Annotated in this window: 25 protein-coding genes; 17 read left to right on the top strand and 8 right to left on the bottom strand. The window is 69.1% G+C overall.

Translation table 11 applies throughout. From position 1 onward, the window contains the following. Positions 1–62: 62 nt before the first annotated feature. On the bottom strand, positions 63–1481 hold the full coding sequence (locus AC07NX_RS12895; protein WP_494642252.1) for an MFS transporter: 1419 nt from the start codon (positions 1479–1481) through the stop codon (positions 63–65). A gap of 82 nt (positions 1482–1563) precedes the next feature. On the opposite strand from AC07NX_RS12895, the gene AC07NX_RS12900 reads away from it, so the two are divergent. Together AC07NX_RS12900 and AC07NX_RS12905 are read left to right on the top strand one after the other, a co-directional pair. Continuing rightward, positions 1564–2271 carry an ArsR/SmtB family transcription factor gene (locus AC07NX_RS12900; RefSeq protein WP_494642253.1) on the top strand — a complete coding sequence of 236 codons (708 nt, stop codon included), beginning with the start codon at positions 1564–1566 and terminating at the stop codon, positions 2269–2271. Between the two features lie 169 nt (positions 2272–2440). Next, positions 2441–2788: a hypothetical protein gene (locus tag AC07NX_RS12905; protein WP_494642255.1), complete on the top strand. Its 348-nt coding sequence runs from the start codon at positions 2441–2443 to the stop codon at positions 2786–2788. A 155-nt stretch (positions 2789–2943) separates the two neighbouring features. Here AC07NX_RS12905 and AC07NX_RS12910 read toward each other — a convergent pair whose 3' ends face one another. Then, positions 2944–4797 carry an ABC transporter transmembrane domain-containing protein gene (locus tag AC07NX_RS12910; RefSeq protein WP_494642256.1) on the bottom strand — a complete coding sequence of 618 codons (1854 nt, stop codon included), beginning with the start codon at positions 4795–4797 and terminating at the stop codon, positions 2944–2946. Positions 4798–4912: 115 nt separating this feature from the next. Here AC07NX_RS12910 and rpmE point away from each other — a divergent pair, with 115 nt between their 5' ends. Together rpmE and AC07NX_RS12920 are read left to right on the top strand one after the other, a co-directional pair. Next, a complete protein-coding gene (gene rpmE, locus AC07NX_RS12915; protein WP_029914260.1) occupies positions 4913–5140 on the top strand; it encodes a 50S ribosomal protein L31 in 228 nt (75 codons plus the stop codon). Positions 5141–5299: 159 nt separating this feature from the next. After that, positions 5300–6787, top strand: coding sequence for a DUF1963 domain-containing protein (locus AC07NX_RS12920; RefSeq protein ID WP_494642257.1), 1488 nt, complete (start codon positions 5300–5302; stop codon positions 6785–6787). A 3-nt stretch (positions 6788–6790) separates the two neighbouring features. Here the strand turns inward: AC07NX_RS12920 and rcdA are convergent, their stop codons facing one another. Together rcdA and AC07NX_RS12930 are read right to left on the bottom strand one after the other, a co-directional pair. Continuing rightward, positions 6791–7300: a protease adaptor protein RcdA gene (gene rcdA, locus AC07NX_RS12925; RefSeq protein WP_494642259.1), complete on the bottom strand. Its 510-nt coding sequence runs from the start codon at positions 7298–7300 to the stop codon at positions 6791–6793. Between the two features lie 189 nt (positions 7301–7489). After that, positions 7490–7696: a DUF1192 domain-containing protein gene (locus AC07NX_RS12930; protein ID WP_145684900.1), complete on the bottom strand. Its 207-nt coding sequence runs from the start codon at positions 7694–7696 to the stop codon at positions 7490–7492. An 88-nt stretch (positions 7697–7784) separates the two neighbouring features. Between AC07NX_RS12930 and AC07NX_RS12935 the strand changes: the two genes are divergently transcribed. The 3 genes from AC07NX_RS12935 (at position 7785) to AC07NX_RS12945 (ending at position 10861) form a co-directional block, all read left to right on the top strand. Continuing rightward, positions 7785–8759, top strand: coding sequence for an NAD(P)H-quinone oxidoreductase (locus AC07NX_RS12935; protein ID WP_494642260.1), 975 nt, complete (start codon positions 7785–7787; stop codon positions 8757–8759). Beyond that, positions 8756–9922 (top strand): 2OG-Fe(II) oxygenase, encoded by a 1167-nt coding sequence (locus AC07NX_RS12940; RefSeq protein WP_494642261.1) that lies wholly within the window; start codon positions 8756–8758, stop codon positions 9920–9922. The genes AC07NX_RS12935 and AC07NX_RS12940 overlap by 4 nt, the downstream gene beginning before the upstream one ends. Positions 9923–10141: 219 nt before the next feature. Then, entirely contained in the window at positions 10142–10861 is a 720-nt protein-coding gene (locus AC07NX_RS12945) for a cell cycle transcriptional regulator TrcR (protein ID WP_035072252.1), read from the top strand. 150 nt (positions 10862–11011) lie between these two features. Here the strand turns inward: AC07NX_RS12945 and AC07NX_RS12950 are convergent, their stop codons facing one another. Beyond that, positions 11012–11185 (bottom strand): YdcH family protein, encoded by a 174-nt coding sequence (locus tag AC07NX_RS12950; protein ID WP_035018606.1) that lies wholly within the window; start codon positions 11183–11185, stop codon positions 11012–11014. Between the two features lie 129 nt (positions 11186–11314). Here AC07NX_RS12950 and AC07NX_RS12955 point away from each other — a divergent pair, with 129 nt between their 5' ends. The 3 genes from AC07NX_RS12955 (at position 11315) to AC07NX_RS12965 (ending at position 12712) form a co-directional block, all read left to right on the top strand. Beyond that, positions 11315–11938, top strand: coding sequence for a UbiX family flavin prenyltransferase (locus AC07NX_RS12955; RefSeq protein WP_494642264.1), 624 nt, complete (start codon positions 11315–11317; stop codon positions 11936–11938). A 23-nt stretch (positions 11939–11961) separates the two neighbouring features. Next, positions 11962–12423, top strand: coding sequence for a TIGR02444 family protein (locus tag AC07NX_RS12960; RefSeq protein WP_494642265.1), 462 nt, complete (start codon positions 11962–11964; stop codon positions 12421–12423). 67 nt (positions 12424–12490) lie between these two features. Next, positions 12491–12712, top strand: a complete 222-nt coding sequence (locus AC07NX_RS12965; protein ID WP_035072246.1) for a YdcH family protein — start codon at positions 12491–12493, stop codon at positions 12710–12712. A 90-nt stretch (positions 12713–12802) separates the two neighbouring features. Here the strand turns inward: AC07NX_RS12965 and AC07NX_RS12970 are convergent, their stop codons facing one another. Next, positions 12803–13276 carry an OsmC family protein gene (locus tag AC07NX_RS12970; protein ID WP_494642267.1) on the bottom strand — a complete coding sequence of 158 codons (474 nt, stop codon included), beginning with the start codon at positions 13274–13276 and terminating at the stop codon, positions 12803–12805. Between the two features lie 167 nt (positions 13277–13443). Then, complete coding sequence (locus AC07NX_RS12975; RefSeq protein WP_035072242.1) at positions 13444–14163, bottom strand: GGDEF domain-containing protein; 720 nt, start codon at positions 14161–14163, stop codon at positions 13444–13446. Between the two features lie 283 nt (positions 14164–14446). On the opposite strand from AC07NX_RS12975, the gene purE reads away from it, so the two are divergent. The 6 genes from purE to AC07NX_RS13005 all read left to right on the top strand — a co-directional run bounded on the left by purE (position 14447) and on the right by AC07NX_RS13005 (position 18467). Further along, entirely contained in the window at positions 14447–14938 is a 492-nt protein-coding gene (gene purE / locus AC07NX_RS12980; RefSeq protein ID WP_494642268.1) for a 5-(carboxyamino)imidazole ribonucleotide mutase, read from the top strand. Next, positions 14938–16023, top strand: coding sequence for a 5-(carboxyamino)imidazole ribonucleotide synthase (locus AC07NX_RS12985; RefSeq protein ID WP_494642269.1), 1086 nt, complete (start codon positions 14938–14940; stop codon positions 16021–16023). The genes purE and AC07NX_RS12985 overlap by 1 nt, the downstream gene beginning before the upstream one ends. 250 nt (positions 16024–16273) lie before the next feature. Continuing rightward, on the top strand, positions 16274–16591 hold the full coding sequence (locus tag AC07NX_RS12990) for a hypothetical protein (RefSeq protein ID WP_494642271.1): 318 nt from the start codon (positions 16274–16276) through the stop codon (positions 16589–16591). A 115-nt stretch (positions 16592–16706) separates the two neighbouring features. Next, complete coding sequence (locus AC07NX_RS12995; RefSeq protein WP_494642272.1) at positions 16707–17225, top strand: hypothetical protein; 519 nt, start codon at positions 16707–16709, stop codon at positions 17223–17225. A gap of 131 nt (positions 17226–17356) precedes the next feature. Then, positions 17357–17743, top strand: a complete 387-nt coding sequence (locus AC07NX_RS13000) for a VOC family protein (protein ID WP_494642273.1) — start codon at positions 17357–17359, stop codon at positions 17741–17743. A gap of 19 nt (positions 17744–17762) precedes the next feature. Further along, a complete protein-coding gene (locus tag AC07NX_RS13005; RefSeq protein ID WP_494642274.1) occupies positions 17763–18467 on the top strand; it encodes an aspartate/glutamate racemase family protein in 705 nt (234 codons plus the stop codon). Between the two features lie 112 nt (positions 18468–18579). Here the strand turns inward: AC07NX_RS13005 and AC07NX_RS13010 are convergent, their stop codons facing one another. Then, on the bottom strand, positions 18580–19248 hold the full coding sequence (locus AC07NX_RS13010) for a COQ9 family protein (protein ID WP_494642276.1): 669 nt from the start codon (positions 19246–19248) through the stop codon (positions 18580–18582). A gap of 180 nt (positions 19249–19428) precedes the next feature. On the opposite strand from AC07NX_RS13010, the gene rpsU reads away from it, so the two are divergent. After that, entirely contained in the window at positions 19429–19668 is a 240-nt protein-coding gene (rpsU, locus tag AC07NX_RS13015; protein WP_089924448.1) for a 30S ribosomal protein S21, read from the top strand. The last annotated feature ends 109 nt before the right edge of the window (positions 19669–19777 follow it).

The following is a 19777-nucleotide window of genomic DNA, read 5'->3' on the forward strand; positions in this document are numbered from 1 at the left end:
TGGCCTCTCGTCCGACGAAAAAGCGGCCGGTTCCACCTCCGATGGCGAAAATGCCGGGTATTTCATTCGGTTGCGGTCGGCTGGCCGACGGGCGGGCGCGGACGCCCTTCGCTGCGCCAGGCCACCCAGGCCACGCCCAGCAGCACCGCCGCGGCGATCAGGCCGGAGCTTCGCAGTCCGGCCGCGATCCGGTCGGGTCCGCCCGCCGCCAGGGCCCCCATCACCGCCACCCCGGCCGCCCCCGCCGCCTGGCGGCAGGCGTTCAGCACGCCCGAAGCCGTACCGGAGACGTGGCGGTCGACACTGGCCAGCAGAGCGCTGGTCATGGCTGGCACGGCCGTCCCCATGCCCATGGGGATCAGCAGGAAGCCGGGGACCATCGCCCAGAACGGGCTGTGCGCGGTCAGCTGGCTGGTCAGGGCGTAGCCGCTCGCCGCCACCAGCACGCCGCCGGCCATGGTGCGCGCCGAGCCGAACCGATGGGCGATCCGCCCGCTCAGCAGGTTGGAGACGATGAAGGTCGCCGTCAGCGGCAGGAAGGCCAGGCCCGCCTGCACGACGCTGTAACCCGCCGACCGCTGCAGGAAGAGGCCCAGCACGAAGATCACGCCGTAATAGGTGAAGTTGACGCCGACCCCGATGACCACCGCCGACCAGACCCTGCGGTTCTGGAACACCGCCAGCGGCACGGCGGGGTGCGGGCTGCGCCTCTCGACCGCCAGGAAGGCCGCGGCCGCCGCGACGCCGGCGACAAGGGCGCCCAGCACCAGCGGGTCCCTCCAGCCGCGATGGCCGCCCTCGATCACCGCCCCGACCAGACAGGTCAGGGCGACGAAGCCCAGGCCCTGGCCGGGCAGGTCCAGCGGCCGCTTCTCGCGCGGCGGGACCTCGGGCACGAAGGCCAGGGTCAGGGCCGCGCCCAGCAGGCAGAGCGGCAGGTTGACCAGGAACACCCAGCGCCAGCCCAGGGCGCCGATCAGCAGGCCGCCGATCACCGGTCCGGCGGCGATCGACACCCCGCCGGCCGCCGTCCACCAGCCCACCGCCCAGGCCCGCGCCTTGTCGTCGCCCGCCGCCGCGTGGGCGATCAGGGCCAGGGACGGCGGCACCAGCAGGGCGGCCGCCGCGCCCTGGATCGCCCGGGCCAGGACCAGCTGCAGCGCGTCCTGCGCCAGGCCGCAGGCCGCCGACGACGCCGCGAACAGCACCAGGCCCGCCAGGAAGGCCCGGCGCGGCCCGAACCGATCGCCCAGCGCCCCGGCCGACAGCAGCAGCGCCGCCAGCAGCAGGGTGTAGGCGTCGACCACCCATTGCAGGCTGGCGGTCGGCGCCCCGAACTCGCGGCCGATGGCGTCCAGGGCCACGTTGACGATGGTCACGTCCAGCTGGACGATCGTGAAGCCGAAGCTGGCCGCCGCCACGATCAGCGGCAGGCCGGCGGGCATGGCGAAAGCGCGGGACGCGACTCGGACATTGGTCATGGGCCGATCTTCGCCGAGGTCGCGGCGGGATGTTACACGCAAGGGTGAAACATCCGCGCGATGGCCGCCTTAGGATCGGATCATGGAAGCCAACATCGCCTCCCCCGCCGCCCTGATCGGCGATCCTGGCCGGGCCGCCATGCTGCAGGCCCTGATGGACGGGCGCGCCCAGCCGGCCGGGGCCCTGGCCTGGGCCGCCGGCCTGACGGCCCAGGCGGCCAGCAACCACCTGGCCAGGCTGGTCGACGGCGGGCTGGTCAGCGTCGAGCGCGAGGGCCGTCATCGCTATTATCGCCTGGCCAACGCCGAGGTCGCTCACGCGCTGGAGGCCCTGGCCGTGCTGGCCGCGCCGGTCCGCTCGCTGGAGCAGCCGCGTTCGCCCCAGGCCCGGGCGCTGCGCGACGGCCGCTGCTGCTACGGCCACCTGGCCGGTCGCCTGGGCATAGCGGTGACCGGCGCCCTGGTGGCGCAGGGCTTCCTGTGTCCCGCCGACGACAAGCAATACGCGGTCAGCGCCGAGGGCCGCGCCTGGTTCGAGGCCCTCGGCCTGGACCTCGACGCGATGCGCTCCAAGCGCGGCGTCGCCCGCCAGTGCCTGGACTGGACCGAACGCCGCCACCACCTGGCCGGACCTCTGGGCGTGACCCTGCTGAGCCGTATGGTCGCCCTGGGTTGGATCGAGACCGTCGCCGGCAGCCGCGCGGCCCGGCTGACCACCGTGGGACGCGAAGAACTGCGCGAGCGGCTGGGGGTGGACCTGGAGGCGGTCGACGGGCGCCAGGCGGCGTAACGATCGGGGACGGCGGCGCGCGCCTGTCCCGTCCGCGCCACCGCGCCCTCCTCACGGGGGAAATACGCCCAAGAGTTAGGCGCGCGTGCGATTGTCATGGCCTCGCGAAAGATGTCCCGCGCCGAGACACACCTCAGCGTTGATGATGCGCCATCCCGGGAGCCCCACCATGCCCGACTTCAAGCTCGCCCTCGCCCCGAACCAGCTGACCCAGACGATCAATCCGTGGTCCTGGACCTTCGGCAACTTCAGCCTGTTCAGCATCAACCTGGGGACCTCCAAGGCGCCCGAGGTCGAGACCCGGGTGCTCGCCGAGGTCGGCAGCTACGGCCGGCAGCTGGGCCGGATCGGCGAGGCCCTCGCCTCCGTGGTCGCCTGGGCCGAGAGCCAGGGCATGCCGGACAGCCAGGCCCTGCGCGACCTGCGGCTGCAGCTGGAGCACATCGACGTCATCCGCCGCGAGGAAGGACGCGCCGCCGCCCTGCCCGCCGCGACGGCGGCGGTGCAGGCCAGCTAAGGCCAAGCCTTGTCCGACGTTGTCATCCCGGAAGCCTCGCAGAGGCTGTCCGGGACCCAGGGGACTGGGCTTATGCGGTGCGGTTCACCTGGGTCCCGGACAAGCGCTGTGCGCTTTCCGGGATGACAACTGTCGGGGGCGTGGCAACCGGATCCTTACGCCGCCTCCACCCCGAACTGCAGCCGCGCCAGCTTCGCATACAGCCCGCCCTGGGCCGAAAGCTCGGCGTGGGTGCCCTGCTCGACGACCCGGCCGTCCTCCATGACCACGATGCGGTCGGCCTTGAGCACGGTGGCCAGGCGGTGGGCGATGACCAGGGTCGTGCGGTCGCTCATGGCGTCGTGCAGCGCCTTCTGGACCAGGCGCTCGTTCTCGGCGTCCAGGGCGCTGGTGGCCTCGTCCAGCAGCAGGATCGGCGCGTTGCGAACCAGGGCGCGGGCGATGGCCAGGCGCTGGCGCTGGCCGCCGGACAGGGTCTTGGCCCGCTCGCCGACGGGCGTGTCGAAGCCCTGCGGCAGGGCGTTGATGAAGGTCGTGGCCTGGGCCGCCTTGGCGGCGGCGCGGACCTCTTCCTCGGTCGCGTCCCCGCGGCCGAAGCGAATGTTGTCCAGGGCCGAGCCCGAGAACAGCGGCGAGTCCTGGGCCACCAGGGCCATGCGCTCGCGCACCTCGGCCGGATCGGCCTCGCGCAGGTCGACGCCGTCCAGCCGGACCACGCCCGCCTGCGGGTCGTAGAAGCGCAGCAGCAGGCGCAGGACGGTGCTCTTGCCGGCCCCGGACGGACCGACCAGGGCCACGGTCTCTCCGGGCCTCACGACCAGGTCGAAGCCCTTCAGGGCCGGCAGGTCGGGGCGGCCGGGATAGGCGAAGGTCACGCCCTCGAAGGCGATGGCGCCTCGCGCGGGGACCGGCAGCGTCCGAGGCTTCTCCGGCGCGGCGATGGCCGGGTCGGAATTGAGCAGCTCAGAGATCCGCTCCATGGCCCCGGCCGCCTTCTGCACGTCGCCCCAGACCTCGCCCAGGGCTCCGACCGAGCCGGCCGCCATGATCGCCAGCAGGGCGAACTGGGCCAGGGTGCCCGGCGTCATCTCGTTCGACAGCACCATGTGCGCGCCGATCCACAGCAGCAGGGTGATGCCGCCGAACGCCAGGACGATGACCACGGCGGTCATGCCGGCCCGGGCGCTGATCCGGCGGACCGAGGCCTTGTAGGCCGCCTCGACCGCGCCCCCGAACCGGGCGTCGGCCGCCGCTTCGCGCCCGAACGCCTGGACGGTGTCCAGCGCGTCCAGGCTCTCGCCGGCATAGCCGACCGCGTCGGCGAACCGGTCCTGGGCGGTGACCGACAGCTTGCGCACGTTGCGGCCCAGCAGGAACATCGGCGCCAGGATCACCGGCACCATCAGCACGATGAAGCCGGCCAGCTTGGGGCTGACCACGGCCATGTAGCCCAGGCCGCCGATCAGGCTGAGCGTGTTGCGCAGCGCCACCGAGGCCGAGGTCCCCACCAGGGTCTCGACGATGGTGATGTCGGTGGTCATCCGCGACAGCACCTCGCCGGTGCGGGTCTTCAGGAAGAAGGCCGGGTCCAGGGTCAGGGTGTGGCCGTACAGCGCCCGGCGCAGGTCGGCGACCACCCGCTCGCCCAGCCGGGTGACGAAGAAGAAGCGCAGGGCCGTGGCCACGGCCAGCACCAGCGCCACCGCGCCCAGGCCGATGAAGGCGGTGTTGACGGCGTCGCCGGAACCCCTGGCGAAGCCCTTGTCGATCACGCCCTTGAAGGCCGCCGTCAGGCCCAGGGTGGCGCTGGTCGAGAACAGCAGGAAAAAGCCGGCGGCCAGGGCGTCGCCGACATGGCGGCGCACGAACGGCAGCAGGTGGGCCAGCGGGCGGATGTCCTTGCGGCGCGGCCGGCGGTTGGCCGCCTCGGCCAGAGTCTGCACCAGCTCCGCGCCCGCGCTCGGCCTGCCTTCGGCCGAAATCTCGCCCGCGTTCACGTCACTCATCAACTGTCCCTTGCCAAAATCGCGCGCTTTCTTTATAGCCGCGCGTCTCCGAGAGCCACCCGCAAGGTTTGGCGCCCGCCCACAATCTCACGCCGCCTCAAGTCGGTTGGATCGCCCGATGAAACAAGACATTCACCCCGACTATCACTTCATCACCGTCACCCTGACCGACGGCTCGTCGTACAAGACGCGTTCGACCTACGGTAAGGAAGGCGCCACCCTGGCGCTGGACATCGATCCGCGCGTCCACCCGGCGTGGACCGGCGGCAACGCCCAGATGATGGACCGCGGCGGCCGCGTCTCGCGCTTCAACGCCAAGTTCGCCGGCTTCACCGCCAAGAAGTAAGCGCTTCACGCGTCTCGCCGTAAGGGCGACGAAAGGCCGGCTCCGCGTTCGCGGGCCGGCCTTTTCTGTTTTGGGTTTCTTGCCAGGTCCCCATCAGCCCTCTACCCAGGACAGCGAAGCTTTCGACTTCACTCTTCGATGTCGCAAAATGGGGCGCAGGTGGCCGGACCGTTCGACGACTTCAAGCGCTGGCTGCTGAACGCCGCGCCTCCCGCCACGATCGACAATTCGTTCGAGTTCGAGGAAGAAGACGAGGAACGCGAACCCACCGACGAAGAGGTGGCCCGCGCCAGGCAGGGCCTGATCCAGACCGCCCGGACGGCGGTGCATCTGAAACGCGTCTACCCGCCCGCGCCGCACGACGAGGCGACCTCCTATGTCGGCGGACTTCCTCGCATGCCCTCCGATCTCGCCTGGCCGCGCCACGAAAAGATGGGTTGGGTAGAGGCAGGCCAGGGCTCATGGGGGCCCGTTGGCGATTGGTCCATGAACTTCGCCGCCCAGATCGACCTGGCGGATTTACCCTGGTTTCCCGACCGCGTACTGCTGCCACGCGACGGCGCGCTCTACTTCTTCGTGAACACCCAATATCGCCCGGACCGCGAGGGTTGGGTGAAGGTGTTGTATAGTCCGGAGTCACCGTCGGCGCATCCCGTCCGCCAGCCGCCGCCCGACCTGATGCCCATCCGGGATTATGATGGACGCCAACCCTATCCCTGGCTGCCGATCGATGATCCCCGCTCTCGGATCTTCGACCGCTATGTTCTGGAACCCATGCTCATCTCCAGCTACCACCCCGATACTGGCGATTGCGAAAGGGCATGGAGCCTGGGACGCGGGCACGAGAAGGCCCTGGAGACCTTGGAAAAGGAAGCCCTGCTGGCGCTCGAGCCGGCGCAACCCTGGGCGTTCCACCACGACCCGGGCCTGAAGGATCCCGCGTGGCCCTATGCGGGAATCTTCGTCTCGGTGGCGACGGACATTCTTCCCCATGCGACCAAGCTCCCGCCGCATAGGTCCTCGCATTTCGTTGGGCCATATCTTGGCGAGGCGGCCGAACGCACGCGCGCCGAATATGAGCGCCTGTTCCAAGAGGCCGAAATCTGGCGTGCTCGAGCACCTGGCGACTTCGAAACCCTGACTCCAGCCGACCATGCCGCGTTTCGCGCTTGGTGGGCCAGCGTTGAGGACCGGTTCACCGCGATCGCCCGGAATGCCCATGCGAGCGAGCAGGCGGCGGTCAAGCGCTGGGAAGCCGTCGACGGTCGGCAGGGGCCGAGGCCGGATGCCCTGATTCCCACTGCGGATCAGCTGCGCAACGTGCTGACCCGATCGATCGAACTTGCGTTGGAAACCTGTTATCGGCATTCGCCGGAGGCCGGCGCTCTGATCCCGGCCGAGACCATCGACTATCTAAAACGCTTCTACCGCAACACTGCCAGCGGCTCGCTGCCGGAGCATCAGATGCTAGGCTATGGATTGGTCGGTCGTGGCGAGCCACAGGCGGACGAGACGGTGCTGTTGCTGCAGCTATCCCCTGAGAAAGATCTGCACTGGCTGCGCCCGATGTTCCTACAGGTCTGGATCAGCCCGCGCGACCTCGCCGAGCGCCGCTTCGATCGCGCCTACGGAATCCTGGGAAGCTGAAAATCACGCCGCCCCGAACGCCGCGCTCAGGCGGTCGAACTGGGCCTGCACCGGGCGGGGGGCCTCCTCGTCGGCGACGGCCTCGAGGTACATGCGCTTGTCGAGATGACGGACGCGCTCATAGAGCCGCTCGGAGCGCTGCAGCAGGTTGACCAGGCCGAACGGCAGGTCCTCGACCGGCGCCGGTTCGCCGGCCTCCAGGCCCAGGCGGTAGTTCTCGGCGCAGGCGGCCTGGGCCTCCATCTCGCCTTCCTTGACCGCGCGCTGGACCAGCAGCCACGAGGCCACCTGCATCAGGCGCGTGGTCAGGCGCATGCTCTCGCTGGCGTAGGCCAGGGCGGCGTTGCGCGAGAGGAGCTTACTGTCGTGACGGCCGGCCCCGTCGAGATAGGCGGCGGTCTCCTCGACCAGCGTCATGCCCTCCTCGAACGTCCGGTCGAAAAGCTCGGAACGAGCGAAGTCCTGGATCACGCCAGCACGCCAGGGGGCCGGGGCCACGTTCAACTCGGTCATAGCTACTCAATGCCCCTTCGAAAGGCCGCGAGAAGGTCCCGCCGGACAGGAGGACTGCAACCCCCGTGCCAGACATGATCGTCCCGTTTCGCGACCGCCCCGCCCCAAGGTCCGATTCAAGCTCGATGTCCGAGCCTCGATATCCGAGTCAGGCGGGTCCGAGAGTCCGCCTGTAGCGTAAACCGATCGTTAGTCCAGGCGACCAAACAGCGCATTGGCCGCGTCGCGTCCCGCCTTTTTCTTGCTGAGTTGCGCACGGGTGCGGGCGATTTCCGCTTCCAGCGCCTCGATCCGCTCTTCCAGTTCCGCCACGCCGTAGGTGTCCAGATCCTCGTGCGTCGCGGCGTTGAGCGCATCGCCACGGAAGGCGCGCGGCTCGACCGGTTCTTCGATCATCGGATCGGTCTCCTTTGCTCGACCCCTTTTCGATCCTTCATCTGACGCCTACCAAGGGCAGGACGCAAGCCTCACGGGATGCTCCGCCATGTCCGAGACCATGACAGCCATCGCCGTCGAAGGCGGCAAGGGGGCGGCCGACGCCCTGCGTCCGGAGACCGTGGCGCGCCCCGAACCGGGGCCCGGCCAGATCCTGATCCGCGTGCGGGCGGCCGGGGTGAACCGCCCGGACCTCCTGCAGCGCCTGGGTTTCTACCCGCCGCCGCCCGGAGCCCCGCCCACCCTGGGCCTGGAGGTCGCGGGCGAGGTCGTGACCGGATCGGGACGCTGGAAGGCCGGCGACAAGGTCTGCGCCCTGCTGGGCGGCGGCGGCTACGCCCAGTACGCCGTGGTCGACGCCCGCCACGCCCTGCCGATCCCGGAAGGTTTCAACTTCGCCCACGCCGCGGCCCTGCCCGAGACCGTTTTCACGGTGTTCGCCAACGTGTTCGAACATGGGGCGCTGAAGGTTGGCGAGACGCTGCTGATTCATGGCGGGACGTCCGGTATCGGGACAACCGCGATCGCCATGGCCAAGGCCCACGGGGTGCGGGTGATCGCCACCGGCCGCGGGGCCGACAAGAAGGCCCAGGCCCTGGCCCTGGGCGCTGACATCGCGATCGACGCCAAGGCCGAGGACTTCGCCGAGATCGCCAAGGCCGCTGGCGGGGTCGACGTGGTGCTGGACATGGTAGGGGCCAGCTATTTCGACAGGAATCTCGACGCCCTGAACACCGGCGGCCGCATCGTCTACATCGCCGCCCTGGCCGGTCCGGTGCTGGAGGTTCCGGTGATGAAGATCATGCAGAAGCGCGCGGTGATCACCGGCTCGACCCTGCGCCCGCGCCCGGCCGACGAGAAGGCCCGCCTGGCCGCCGAGATCGAGCGCGTCGTCTGGCCGTGGATCGCGGCCGGCAAGCTCAGCCCGGTGATCGACGCCACGTTCCCGCTGGAAGAAGCCGCCGCCGCCCACGCCCACCTTGAGGCGGGCGAGCACGTGGGCAAGGTGGTGCTGCTGGCATGAGCGACGCCGTCGTGACCGTCGATAGCGCCCGTGGTCCGACCACGCCCCTGCCTGGCCCCCGGGTGGGGGAGCCGGCGCCGTGGTTCGTCGCCCGCTCGACGTCCAATCCGCGTTTCAACTTCCACACGATCGCCGGACGCTATGTCGCCCTGTGCTTCGCCGGATCGGCGGGCCATCCGCTGGTCGCCGCCGCCCTGGACCAGGTCGCCCGGCGGCGATCCCTGTTCGACGACGCGAAGACCTCCTTCTTCGGCGTCAGCGTCGATCCCGCGGACGAGGCCCAGGGCCGGGCGGTCCAGGACCTGCCCGGCATGCGCTGGTTCTGGGACCAGGACCTCGCGGTCAGCCGGCTCTTCGGCGCCGCCCCCGGCAACGAGACGTCGACGGAAGCCGCCCTGGCCTATCGCCCGTTCTGGTTGCTCCTCGATCCGCAACTGCGCGTCGTCTTCAAGGCCTCGATCACCGAGACCAAGGCCGTGCTCGACTTCATCGCCGCCGCCCCGGACCCCGCCGACCATGCCGGGACGTCGCTGCACGCGCCGGTCCTGATCCTGCCGCGCGTGTTCGAGCCCGAGTTCTGCCGCCGCCTGATCGAGACCTACGAAACCCATGGCGGCCGGGCCTCCGGCTTCATGCGCGACGTCGACGGCAAGACGCGATTGATCCTCGACGCCACGCACAAGCAGCGCAGCGATCACGACCTGGTCGATCCGGTCCTGCGCCAGGCCGCGGCCGATCGCGTCCAGGCCCGGCTGGTCCCAGAGGTGGCCAAGGCTTTCCAGTTCAAGGCCACCCGCATGGAGCGCTATCTGGTCGGCTGCTACGACGCCGCCGAGGGCGGCCACTTCCGACCTCATCGCGACAACACCACCGCCGGCACCGCGCACCGGCGGTTCGCCGTGACCATCAACCTCAACGCCGAGGATTACGAGGGCGGCGACCTGTCCTTCCCGGAGTTCGGCCCTCGTCGCTATCGCGCGCCGACCGGCGGCGCGGTGGTGTTCTCGTGCTCGCTGCTGCACATGGTCGATCCCATCGTCGCCGGCCGCCGCTTCGCCTTCCTGCCCTTCCTCTACGACGAGGCCGCGGCGCGCGAGCGTGAGGCCCGCAACGCGGACCTGGGGGAAGAGCTGGCGCCCTATATGGCCGGCCGGACCGAGTGAGCTGGCCGGAATTCGCGCTTTCGACCACCACGACGCGCCTTGCCCGCTGGCCGTCGCCACCTTCGATCATGGGCTCGGCGCCCAGGACGCGACAAGCCCGCCTGCCAAGCTGATCGTCGCGTCGATCCCCGTTCCCTTTCCCGAAGAACCGCATTATAGCTCCAGGCTGAACATCCCGCCCGGCCGCAAGGTCGGGCGCCGTCATTTCTGGAGGACCGCATGTCCGACATCCTGATGCCCAAGGCGACGGCCGTCTGGCTCGTGGACAACACGTCGCTGAGCTTTGAACAGATCGCCGATTTCTGCGGCCTGCACCCCCTTGAAGTCCGCGGCATCGCCGACGGCGAAGTGGCGCGCGACATCCGCGGCGCCGACCCGATCGGCAACGGCCAGCTGACCCGCGAGGAGCTGGACCGCGCCCAGGCCAACCCCGACTACCGGATGAAGGCCCAGGTCAGCCGCCACGCCGAGCTGCTGAAGCCGCAGAAGAAGGCCCCGCGCTACACCCCCGTGTCGCGCCGCCAGGACCGTCCGGACGCCATCGCCTGGTTCCTGCGCCACCACCCCGAGGTGACCGACGCGCAGATCTCCAAGCTGCTGGGCACCACCAAGTCGACCATCGAACAGGTCCGCGCCCGCACGCACTGGAACGCGGCCAACATCAAGCCGGTCGATCCGGTGACCCTGGGCCTGGTCGGCCAGCTGGAGCTGGACGCCCTGGTCAAGAAGGCGGCCGAGAAGAAGGCCAAGGACGACCTGAAGAAGGGCATCCTGCCGGAAGACCCCACCCTGCGTCCGGCCTCGGAGACCAGCGCCCTGCCGGAAGACCACGAGGACGAGGAAGCCGCCATCCGCGCCGCGCGCATCGAGCCCAAGGCCGAAGACGTGTTCGGCAAGTCGACCTATGTGGCCGACGACGAAGAGGACGACGAGGACTGATCGACGGGGACTGATCGACGGGGACAGGCTGATGCGCCGGTCCCCGCCCGAATAGCAAAAGGCCCGCTCCGTCTGAACGGCGCGGGCCTTTCTGTTTTCGGCCTCCTCGGTCCGTCACCGCCGTCTCACGACGCGGCGACCTTGAGGGGGCTAATGAAGTCGCGCCCTGAGGCCTTCGATCTCCTCCTTGAGCCTGAGCTTCTGCCGCTTCAACTCCCTGAGCAGGGTGGTGTCACTGACGGGACGACGGGTCTCCTCCTGGATCGTGCGGTCGAGGCTCTCGTGACGGGACCCAAGCTCGCGGATACGGGATTCGATGGCCATGGCTGTCGGCTCCTTGCTGGTGGAGAGGCAAGTCAACACCCGCTGTTCGAAGCTGTCAGATCACATATGATTGCAATCGGCGACGCTTGACCTGGCGCAGCTTGCTCCCAAGACGGACGAAAATTCACCATGTCGGACCCGCAGGCCTCCCCCCAGGCGCCCTTGGAAAAGCCTCGCCTGATCGTCGGAATCTCAGGCGCGTCAGGGGTTGTCTATGGCCTGCGGGCGCTGGACGCCTGTCGCGAGCTGGGGGTGGAGAGCCACCTCGTCCTGTCGAAGTCCGCCGCCCTGACCCTGTCCCAGGAGACCGGATTTTCCGTCGGGGAGGTCAATGAAAAGGCGGACGTTGTCCATCGGGTAGGCGACATTGGGGCGGCGATCGCGTCGGGCTCATATCGCACATTGGGCATGATCATCGCGCCCTGCTCGGTGCGGACGATGAGCGAGATCGCCACGGGCGTCACGGCGTCGCTGCTGACCCGGGCCGCCGACGTGACGCTGAAGGAGCGCCGGCCGCTGGTGCTGATGGTGCGCGAGACGCCGCTGCACCTGGGCCACCTGCGCACCCTGACCAAGCTGGCCGAGATGGGCGCGGTGATCGCTCCGCCGCTTCCCGCGTTCTACGCCAGGCCGCAGTCGATCGCCGAGATGGTCGACCAATCGGTGGGCCGCGCGCTCGACCTGTTCGGCCTGTCCTGGCGACCGGTCAAGCGTTGGGGCGAGGACCTGGCGACGATCACTGGAGAGGCCTGAAGGCCTTTGGGAGGTTAACCGAGATGCGGCTTTGGCAGTGGGCCCTGGAGGTCTATGTGCGACCGTCTGTCGCAGGGGCGTGCCTCTCGCTGCAGGACGGGCATGGCCAAAACGTGCCCTACCTGCTGTGGGCCGCCTGGCGGGCCAGCGAAGGCCGCGCGGCCGACGTCAAGGTCGCCGCCCAGCTGGTCCGGCGCTGGGACGCCGAGGTCGGCTCGCCCTTGCGCGCCATCCGCCGCACGGTCAAGCCGACCTGGCCCGGGATCGACGACGGCGCGCGCGAGGACTTCCGCAATGCGGTCAAGGACGTCGAGCTGCACGGCGAGAAGGTGCTGATGGAAAGCCTGGAAGCCCTCAGCGGCGAACCGGGCCCGGCGTTGGACGTGTTCGACACCCTGCTGGAGGCCGCCCGGGCGTCCGGCGATCCGCCGCGCGAGGCCGCCCTGCGCGCCCTTTCCGACGCCCTGGGCGGCTCGGCGGCGTGACGGCCTTTACCGGCTGTCAGGCTTTGCTATCTATCACCGCCCTACTGGCCAGCATGGAGGAGCGTCCATGAACGACGACGATCCTTCCGAAGAAACCGACATCGCCATCGAGCGGCGCCTGGCGACCCTGCGCGAGGAGCACCAGGACCTCGGCGACGCGGTCTCGGCCCTCGAGGAGCGGCCCCAGCCCGACATGCTGCAGATCGCCCGCCTCAAGCGCCGCAAGCTGGCGCTGAAGGACGAGATCGTGCGTCTGGAAGACCAGCTGACGCCGGACATCATCGCCTAGGCGGCGGGTTGCCGGCCAACTGCCCGCGCCCCTGTTCGTCAGTCGTATGACGCTCGACGGCCGATGACGTCTCAGCGCGATCAATTCGGCTCAGCCTCCTTTGACTTCCACGCTCGCCTCGTGCCCGACCGGGAAGTTCAGCGAGTTGGCCACGAAACACTTGGCGTTGGCCTCATGGTGCAAGGCCATGGCCTTTTCCGGGTCACCGGCCGCGATCGTCACCTGGGGCCGCAGGGTCGCGCTCTGGAAGCGGCCGCCGCCGGTCTCGTCCTCGACCATCACCGCCGTGGCCGCGTCGCGATAGGCGACCACCACCACGCCGTTCACGGCGCACAGGTGCAGGTACCACAGCTGATGGCAGGAACTGATCGAGGCCAGCAGCAGCTCCTCGGGGTTCCAGCGGGCCGGGTCGCCCCGGAAGCTGGGATCCGACGAGCCGAGCAGCGCCGGCTTACCGTCGGCCACGACTTCATAGGCTCGTTCGTAGGCGCGATAGCTGGCCGTGCCCTCGCCGGTGTCGCCCGTCCAGGTCAGGGTCGTGGCGTAGCGGTGCGACTTGGACATGGGCGGACTCCCTTGTGAGGGAGATAGCGCGCTCCCGCGCTGCCGAAAACCTCGTCCTTCGACAAGCTCAGGATGAGGTTTTTCCACTGTCCGCGAATGGAAATGGTCCTCATCCTGAGCCTGTCGAAGGACGAGGACCACGCGAGGCGTTTGAACGCCGAAGCGCCCTACGCTTCCTTGCGGACGCGCTTCTTCAGGAACATCGCCGCGTCGGCCTCGGCCAGGGCGGCTTCGGGGTCGGCGCCCGCCTCGATCTCGCGCACGCCCCACGAGATGCGCAGCGGCACGGACCACTCGCCCACCTGCACCGGCATGCCGCGCACGGCGGCGGCCAGGGTCTCGGCCTTGGCGGTGGCGGTCTGCTGGTCGGCCTGGACCAGCAGCACGGCGAACTCGTCGCCGCCGATCCGGCCCACCACGTCGCTCTCGCGGACGTTGGCCTGCAGGCGCTCGGCCACCGCCCCCAGCGCCGCGTCGCCGGCCGCGTGGCCGAAGCGGTCGTTGACGGCCTTGAAACCGTCCAGGTCGAAGAACACCAGGCTGGCGGGCGAGCCGTAGCGCTGGGCGAAGGCGGCGACCCGCTTGATCTCGCGCAGGAAGGCCCGGCGGTTCAGCACCGGGGCCAGCACGTCCAGGTCGGCCAGGCCCTGCGCCTCGCCCAGCTTGAACTTCAGGCGGGCGACCTCGTTGCGCAGGTCGTCGATCTCGACCATCAGGGTCTTCAACGCCGCCTGCACCTGCGGGGTCAGGTCGGCCTCCGACAGCCCCAGGAAGCCGGCCGTATCGGCCGCGACCACGGCCCGCGCGACCGCCGGCCCGGCCGCCTCGGTCAGGGCCCGGCGGCGGATCGCCGAGAAGGATTCGGTGCGGGCGCTGGTGATCTTCATGCGACGTCGGGAACCACAGGGGGAATCACTTGCAGTGAAGCTCCAGCATTTCTGCGTTCTTTCATTAACCATGACAATGGTGACACGCCTGTGTCGCAGCGTCGCGGCGTCGCCCTATCCCTTCGGATCGCCGGGGCTTTTCCCGGGGCTCATTCGGCGAGAACGGGCTTTGGCGCCTGGGCGCCAGGGGCTATAAGGCCCGCGATTCACGGCCGTCCGGCCACGGAGCGCGCCAGAAACTTTTGAGGGGCGCTCCATCACGCCTCTAGGGAAATCGTCGCCGATGCCCACCGCCACGCCACCCGTCGCCATCGTCATGGGCAGCCGCTCGGACTGGCCGACGATGAAGAAGGCGGCCGAGGCGCTGGACGCCCTGGGCGTGGCCTATGAGGCCAAGGTGGTTTCGGCCCACCGCACGCCCCAGCGGCTGGTCGCGTTCTCCACCACGGCCCAGGCCGCCGGCTACAAGGTGATCATCGCCGGCGCGGGCGGGGCGGCGCACCTGCCGGGCATGGTCGCCTCCATGACCATCCTGCCGGTGCTGGGCGTGCCGGTGCAGTCCAAGGCCCTGAACGGCCTGGATTCCCTGCTGTCCATCGTCCAGATGCCGGGCGGCGTCCCGGTCGCCACCCTGGCGATCGGCGAGGCGGGGGCGCGGAACGCCGGCCTGCTGGCCGCCCAGATCCTGGCGATCTCGAACGAGGCCCTGGCCGGGCGCCTGGCCGCCTTCCGCACCGAACAGACCGACAGCGTCGTCGAAAGCGTCGAAGACTGATGAGCACCTTTCCCCTGCCTCCTGGTTCCACCATCGGCATCCTCGGCGGGGGACAGCTGGGCCGCATGCTGGCCCTGGCCGCCGCCCGCCTGGGCTTCGACGTGGTGATCCTCGACCCCGAGGAGAACAGCCCGGCCGGCCGCGTGGCCGCCCGCCAGATCGTCGGTCCCTATGACGACCGCTGGTCGCTCAAGCGCCTGGCCGAGGCCTGCGACGTCGTCACCTACGAGTTCGAGAACGTGCCGGCCGCCACGGTCGCGGAACTGACCGCCCAGGGCGTGCTGGTCGCGCCCGGCGCCAAGGCCCTGGCCGCCGCCCAGGACCGGGTGGTGGAAAAGACCTTCCTGGCCGAGATCGGCGTGCCGACCGTCGCCTTCGCCGCCGTCGAGACCGCCGAGGACCTGGCCGCCGCCGTGGCCAGGATCGGCGCCCCCTCGCTGCTGAAGACCCGCCGCGAGGGCTATGACGGCAAGGGCCAGGCCTGGATCCAGCGCCCGACCGAGGCCGCGGCCGCCTTCGACAGGATCGCCGGCCAGTCCGCCATCCTCGAGGCGCCGGCCGACTTCGTGCGCGAGCTGTCGGTGATCGCCGCCCGCGGCCGCGACGGCGAGATCGCCTGCTACCCGCTGTCGGACAACCACCACGAGGGCGGCGTCCTGCGCCGCACCAGCGCCCCCGCCAAGGTCACCGAAGCCACCCGGGACCAGGCCGAGGCCATCGCCGCCAGGATCCTGACCGCCCTGGAATATGTCGGGGTGATCGGGGTGGAGCTGTTCGAGCTGGCCGGCGGCAAGCTGCTGGTCAACGAGTTCGCCCCCCGGGTGCACAATACCGGCCACTGGACCCAGGACGGCTGCGAGGTCGACCAGTTCGAGCAGCACATCCGCGCCGTCGCCGGCTGGCCCCTGGGCCCCACGGCGCCGCGCGCCCATGTCGAGATGACCAACCTGCTGGGCGCCGAGGTCGAGGCCTGGGCCAAGCTGGCCGCCGAGCCCGAGACCCGCATCCACCTCTACGGCAAGGGCGAGGCCCGGCCGGGACGGAAGATGGGACACGTGAATAGGTTGCGGGGGCTGAAGGATTAGGCGAAGCCGGGCGGCGTTGAAAGCGCGCGCGTTTCAGGTCCGTTTTCGACCCGTGGGAGGCCTATCGCGATCGGCCCTTTCCTCGGGTTGCAAGCTTTGGCTTAGTGGGATCCGTATGCAACGGGGGTCGTGAGAGATGCGGCGACTACTTCTGGCGGCTTCACTCGTCATGGCGTTGACTGCTGTGGAAAGCCGTGCGGCATCGCCACAGTCCACCTCTCAACCCGTCGCGGCTCCAAACAGGCCAGGAATGAAGAAAACCAGCCGAAGCGCCTCACTTCCGGATCGGATGCAAGGACGATGGAGGGATGTTGACGATCCCACTGTCCAGCTCGTGGTTTCCGGGGGCGAAGTCACGTGCTTCGGCAGGGTCGTGAATTATGACTTCAAGGAAATCGTGGAAGAAGATGGTGCGCTCACGGTTAGCCTCAGCGTCAATGATCCAGACCGTGAAGACACGTTCCAACGAGAGAATGTGACCGGGTTGGTGATCACTCCCCAAGGCGACTTTCACGCCTACAATGTGAAATTTGCGGCCAATTTTGTTCGTGTAACCGCAGCGCCATAAGTCCGACTTCGACCCATCTCAGACTTGCAGAGGGGCGCTTGGGGAAATTCGTTGATGCAGGGCCTGGGTGTTCGGTCGCGAGCTGCGATGGCACCGCTCTGGAGCGGAGGGTTGCATGGTCGCGGTTTCAGAAATCCTTTCGGACGCACAGTGCGCTGATATCGGGCGTTCCGTGGTGTTCGCCGCAGAGGCAGAAGAATCAGTTCTGCGAGCGGTAAAACATCTCGATGCTCACTACGGCACTGCGTTTGCGGCCAACTTGCACGCAAGATCGGCGTGGGACAGCAAGACGAAAGCGCTCAAAAAAGCGACGCGTGATCCTAGAGTACCAGCCCCGATCCATTTCTTAGCAGGAGAAGCATGCTGGGCGCTGAAAGCCTGCCATGACGCGAGGCATATGGTTGCGCATTCTGGAGCCGCATATTCGGCCGGCCTCGAAGTCGAGGGCCTAGTTATGAGCCACCCGAGCAATCAATATATGTCGGTGAGCGACCTTCCCGCGTTGGTCGATTTGGCGCGGTTCGCCCGCGAGGCCGCAAACGAGGTGCGCGTTTTGAGCGCCTTCCCTGACCAACCACGACCAACAGCCTTGCGGCCGCGCCCGACGTTGAGGCCGAAGATTTTCGAAATTTGAGCTGCATATGCAGGCGCGTTTGGATCGATAGTTCGGTTGGAAAGCCGCGTCCGACATCCACCCAAAGACCTTGCCGACATCGCGCCCTGGAGGCAGCCTCCTCGTCCCACGGACAAACGGAGGCGCTCGCCATGCCAGTTCCCGACGGCGCGGAGTCGGCGCGCCCCTTCCTGCCCGCCAAGAACTTCGAGACCAGCAAGGCCTTCTACCAGGCCCTCGGCTTCGAGACCCTGCTCGACGGCGAGGTCGCGATCTTCGGGGTCGGCGCCGGCGCCTTCATCCTGCAGCGCGGCTACGAGCGGGCCTGGGCCGAGAACTGCATGATGCAGCTGATGGTCGACGACCTGGACGCCTGGTGGACCCACATCCAGGCGCTGGACCTGCCCGGCCGGTTCGGCGCGGCGCCGCCCAAGCCGCCGGCCATGCAGCCCTGGGGCCTGCGCGTGGCCTATGTCTACGATCCATGCGGGGTGCTATGGCACGTGTGCCAACGGCGTCCGGGCGCGCCGCAGGACTGACGCCTTCCGGGAACGCTGCATGACCAAACAAGCCCTCGTCGGCCTGATCGGCGGCATGAGCTGGGAAAGCTCGGTCCACTATTATCGGCTGATCAACGAGGGCGTCCGCGACCGCCTGGGCGGGGTCGCCTCGGCCCGGAGCCTGATGTGGTCGTTCGACTTCGCCCGGATCGAGGCCCTGCAGCACGCCGGCGACTGGGACGCCCTGGCCGGCGAGATGGCCGAGGCGGCCAGGACCCTGGAGACGGGCGGCGCCGACTTCCTCGTCCTGTGCACCAACACCATGCACCGCTGCGCCGGGGCAATCGAGGCGGCGGTGGACATCCCTCTGCTGCACATCGCCGACCCGACGGCAGCGGCGATCCAGGCGGCGGGCCTCTCAAAGGTCGGCCTGCTGGGCACGGCCTTCACCATGGAGCAGGACTTCTACCGCGGCCGGCTGGAAGAGACATTCGGCCTGGAGGTGCTGGTCCCGGAAGCGGACGACCGCGCCGCGGTGCACGGCATCATCTATCGCGAACTGGTGGCCGGCCAGGTGCTGGACGCCTCGCGCGAGATCTATCGCGCGGTGATCCGGCGCCTGGTCGAACGCGGGGCGCAGGGGATCATCCTGGGCTGCACCGAGATCATGCTGCTGATCGGCCAGGCCGACAGCCCCGTGCCGGTGTTCGACACCACGACCTTGCACGCGATGGCGGCGGTGGAGAGGGCGCTGGGGGCCTAAGGCCCCCTCAGTCGCTTCGCGACAGCTCCCCCACAGGGGGAGCATCTATTGGTCGGCGCGCCGGGATAGCTCCTCCCCCTCTGGGGGAGGTGGCCCGAAGGGCCGGAGGGGGTCACCCCCGCCCGTACCGCATCCGCGCCAGCGCCCCCGCCACCTCGGCCGCCAGGTTCATCGGCTTGATCCCGGCCTTCCACTTCTCGAAGGCCATGACGTTGTCGATGCGGGCGTCCAGGTGCCTGAGCGCCGACTCGCGACCGGACGCCATGTCGACCGCCAGGGTCGAGACCAGGATCCCCGACAGGATCGCCCGCTTGGAATAGTGATTCTCGTCGGTCGCCGTGTCGCCGGCCCAGCGCCACAGGGCGTCGGCGCTTTCCCAGACCAAGGTCAGGGCCAGGGCTAGGTTGGTCGGAAAGGCCAGGAAGGCCGCCAGCCTGCGCAGGGCCTCGGCGTCGCGCCGGGCGGCGTCCAGGCGGGCGAGGACGCCGGCGCGAATCTTGTCGCGGATCTTGGCCGGCGGCGGGTCCAGGGCCTCCAGCGCGGCCAGGGCGACCTTGTCGTGGCGGCGCGACAGCAGGGCGGCCAGGTCGCGCGGGCCTTGCGGCAACAGGAGTTGCATCTCGCCGGCGTCGAACCCGGCGGCCGCGGCGGCGGCCCGGACCAGGCCGGGGTTCCACCCCAGGCGCGGCGCCAGGCGCAGGGCCTCGTCCAGCACCCTTTGCTCGGCGATGTCGGCCCAGTCGCCCGGGCCCTGGGTGGCTTTCGCGGTTTTGTCGCTCATGAATCCGAGTCTACACGGGAGTTTAGGCCGCGTCGCCATGGACAGAGGCCGCCGCCTCTGCTATCAGCCGCCCCTCGTCGCCCGGGAGATCCCTTTCCGGGCTTATCAGGTTTTGTTCGCCCGCCCGGCCCCTGAGAGGGACTCGGGAAGATGGTCGGGCCGTCGAATGGAGAGAGACCCCTGGTCCAGATTTTCGTCCGCGACAACAACGTCGATCAGGCGCTCAAGGCCCTGAAGAAGAAGATGCAACGCGAAGGCTCGTTCCGCGAAATGAAGCGGCACGTGCACTACGAAAAGCCGTCGGAAAAGCGCGCCCGCCAAAAGGCCGAAGCCGTCCGCCGCGCTCGCAAGCTGGCCCGCAAGCGCGCTCAGCGCGAAGGCCTGCTGCCGATGCCGAAGAAGCCGGCCGGCGCGCGTTAAGCGACGCTCCCGAGCTTTCGGATACACAAGCCCGCGCGGAGCGATCCGCGCGGGTTTTGTTTTGGGGCCGCGCGGCCCCCTCCGGCCCTTCGGGCCACCTCCCCCAGAG

The sequence above is a fragment of the Caulobacter sp. GW821-FHT09A05 genome (assembly GCF_059418465.1).

Excerpts from the sequence above, each read along its gene's own strand:
- AC07NX_RS12895 (WP_494642252.1), bottom strand. The coding sequence starts at position 1,481 with ATGACCAATGTCCGAGTCGCGTCCCGCGCTTTCGCCATGCCCGCCGGC.
- AC07NX_RS12900 (WP_494642253.1), top strand. The coding sequence starts at position 1,564 with ATGGAAGCCAACATCGCCTCCCCCGCCGCCCTGATCGGCGATCCTGGC.
- AC07NX_RS12905 (WP_494642255.1), top strand. The coding sequence starts at position 2,441 with ATGCCCGACTTCAAGCTCGCCCTCGCCCCGAACCAGCTGACCCAGACG.
- rpmE (WP_029914260.1), top strand. The coding sequence starts at position 4,913 with ATGAAACAAGACATTCACCCCGACTATCACTTCATCACCGTCACCCTG.
- rcdA (WP_494642259.1), bottom strand. The coding sequence starts at position 7,300 with ATGACCGAGTTGAACGTGGCCCCGGCCCCCTGGCGTGCTGGCGTGATC.
- AC07NX_RS12930 (WP_145684900.1), bottom strand. The coding sequence starts at position 7,696 with ATGATCGAAGAACCGGTCGAGCCGCGCGCCTTCCGTGGCGATGCGCTC.
- AC07NX_RS12935 (WP_494642260.1), top strand. The coding sequence starts at position 7,785 with ATGTCCGAGACCATGACAGCCATCGCCGTCGAAGGCGGCAAGGGGGCG.
- AC07NX_RS12940 (WP_494642261.1), top strand. The coding sequence starts at position 8,756 with ATGAGCGACGCCGTCGTGACCGTCGATAGCGCCCGTGGTCCGACCACG.
- AC07NX_RS12945 (WP_035072252.1), top strand. The coding sequence starts at position 10,142 with ATGTCCGACATCCTGATGCCCAAGGCGACGGCCGTCTGGCTCGTGGAC.
- AC07NX_RS12950 (WP_035018606.1), bottom strand. The coding sequence starts at position 11,185 with ATGGCCATCGAATCCCGTATCCGCGAGCTTGGGTCCCGTCACGAGAGC.
- AC07NX_RS12955 (WP_494642264.1), top strand. The coding sequence starts at position 11,315 with ATGTCGGACCCGCAGGCCTCCCCCCAGGCGCCCTTGGAAAAGCCTCGC.
- AC07NX_RS12960 (WP_494642265.1), top strand. The coding sequence starts at position 11,962 with ATGCGGCTTTGGCAGTGGGCCCTGGAGGTCTATGTGCGACCGTCTGTC.
- AC07NX_RS12965 (WP_035072246.1), top strand. The coding sequence starts at position 12,491 with ATGAACGACGACGATCCTTCCGAAGAAACCGACATCGCCATCGAGCGG.
- AC07NX_RS12970 (WP_494642267.1), bottom strand. The coding sequence starts at position 13,276 with ATGTCCAAGTCGCACCGCTACGCCACGACCCTGACCTGGACGGGCGAC.
- AC07NX_RS12975 (WP_035072242.1), bottom strand. The coding sequence starts at position 14,163 with ATGAAGATCACCAGCGCCCGCACCGAATCCTTCTCGGCGATCCGCCGC.
- purE (WP_494642268.1), top strand. The coding sequence starts at position 14,447 with ATGCCCACCGCCACGCCACCCGTCGCCATCGTCATGGGCAGCCGCTCG.
- AC07NX_RS12985 (WP_494642269.1), top strand. The coding sequence starts at position 14,938 with ATGAGCACCTTTCCCCTGCCTCCTGGTTCCACCATCGGCATCCTCGGC.
- AC07NX_RS12990 (WP_494642271.1), top strand. The coding sequence starts at position 16,274 with ATGAAGAAAACCAGCCGAAGCGCCTCACTTCCGGATCGGATGCAAGGA.
- AC07NX_RS12995 (WP_494642272.1), top strand. The coding sequence starts at position 16,707 with ATGGTCGCGGTTTCAGAAATCCTTTCGGACGCACAGTGCGCTGATATC.
- AC07NX_RS13000 (WP_494642273.1), top strand. The coding sequence starts at position 17,357 with ATGCCAGTTCCCGACGGCGCGGAGTCGGCGCGCCCCTTCCTGCCCGCC.
- AC07NX_RS13005 (WP_494642274.1), top strand. The coding sequence starts at position 17,763 with ATGACCAAACAAGCCCTCGTCGGCCTGATCGGCGGCATGAGCTGGGAA.
- AC07NX_RS13010 (WP_494642276.1), bottom strand. The coding sequence starts at position 19,248 with ATGAGCGACAAAACCGCGAAAGCCACCCAGGGCCCGGGCGACTGGGCC.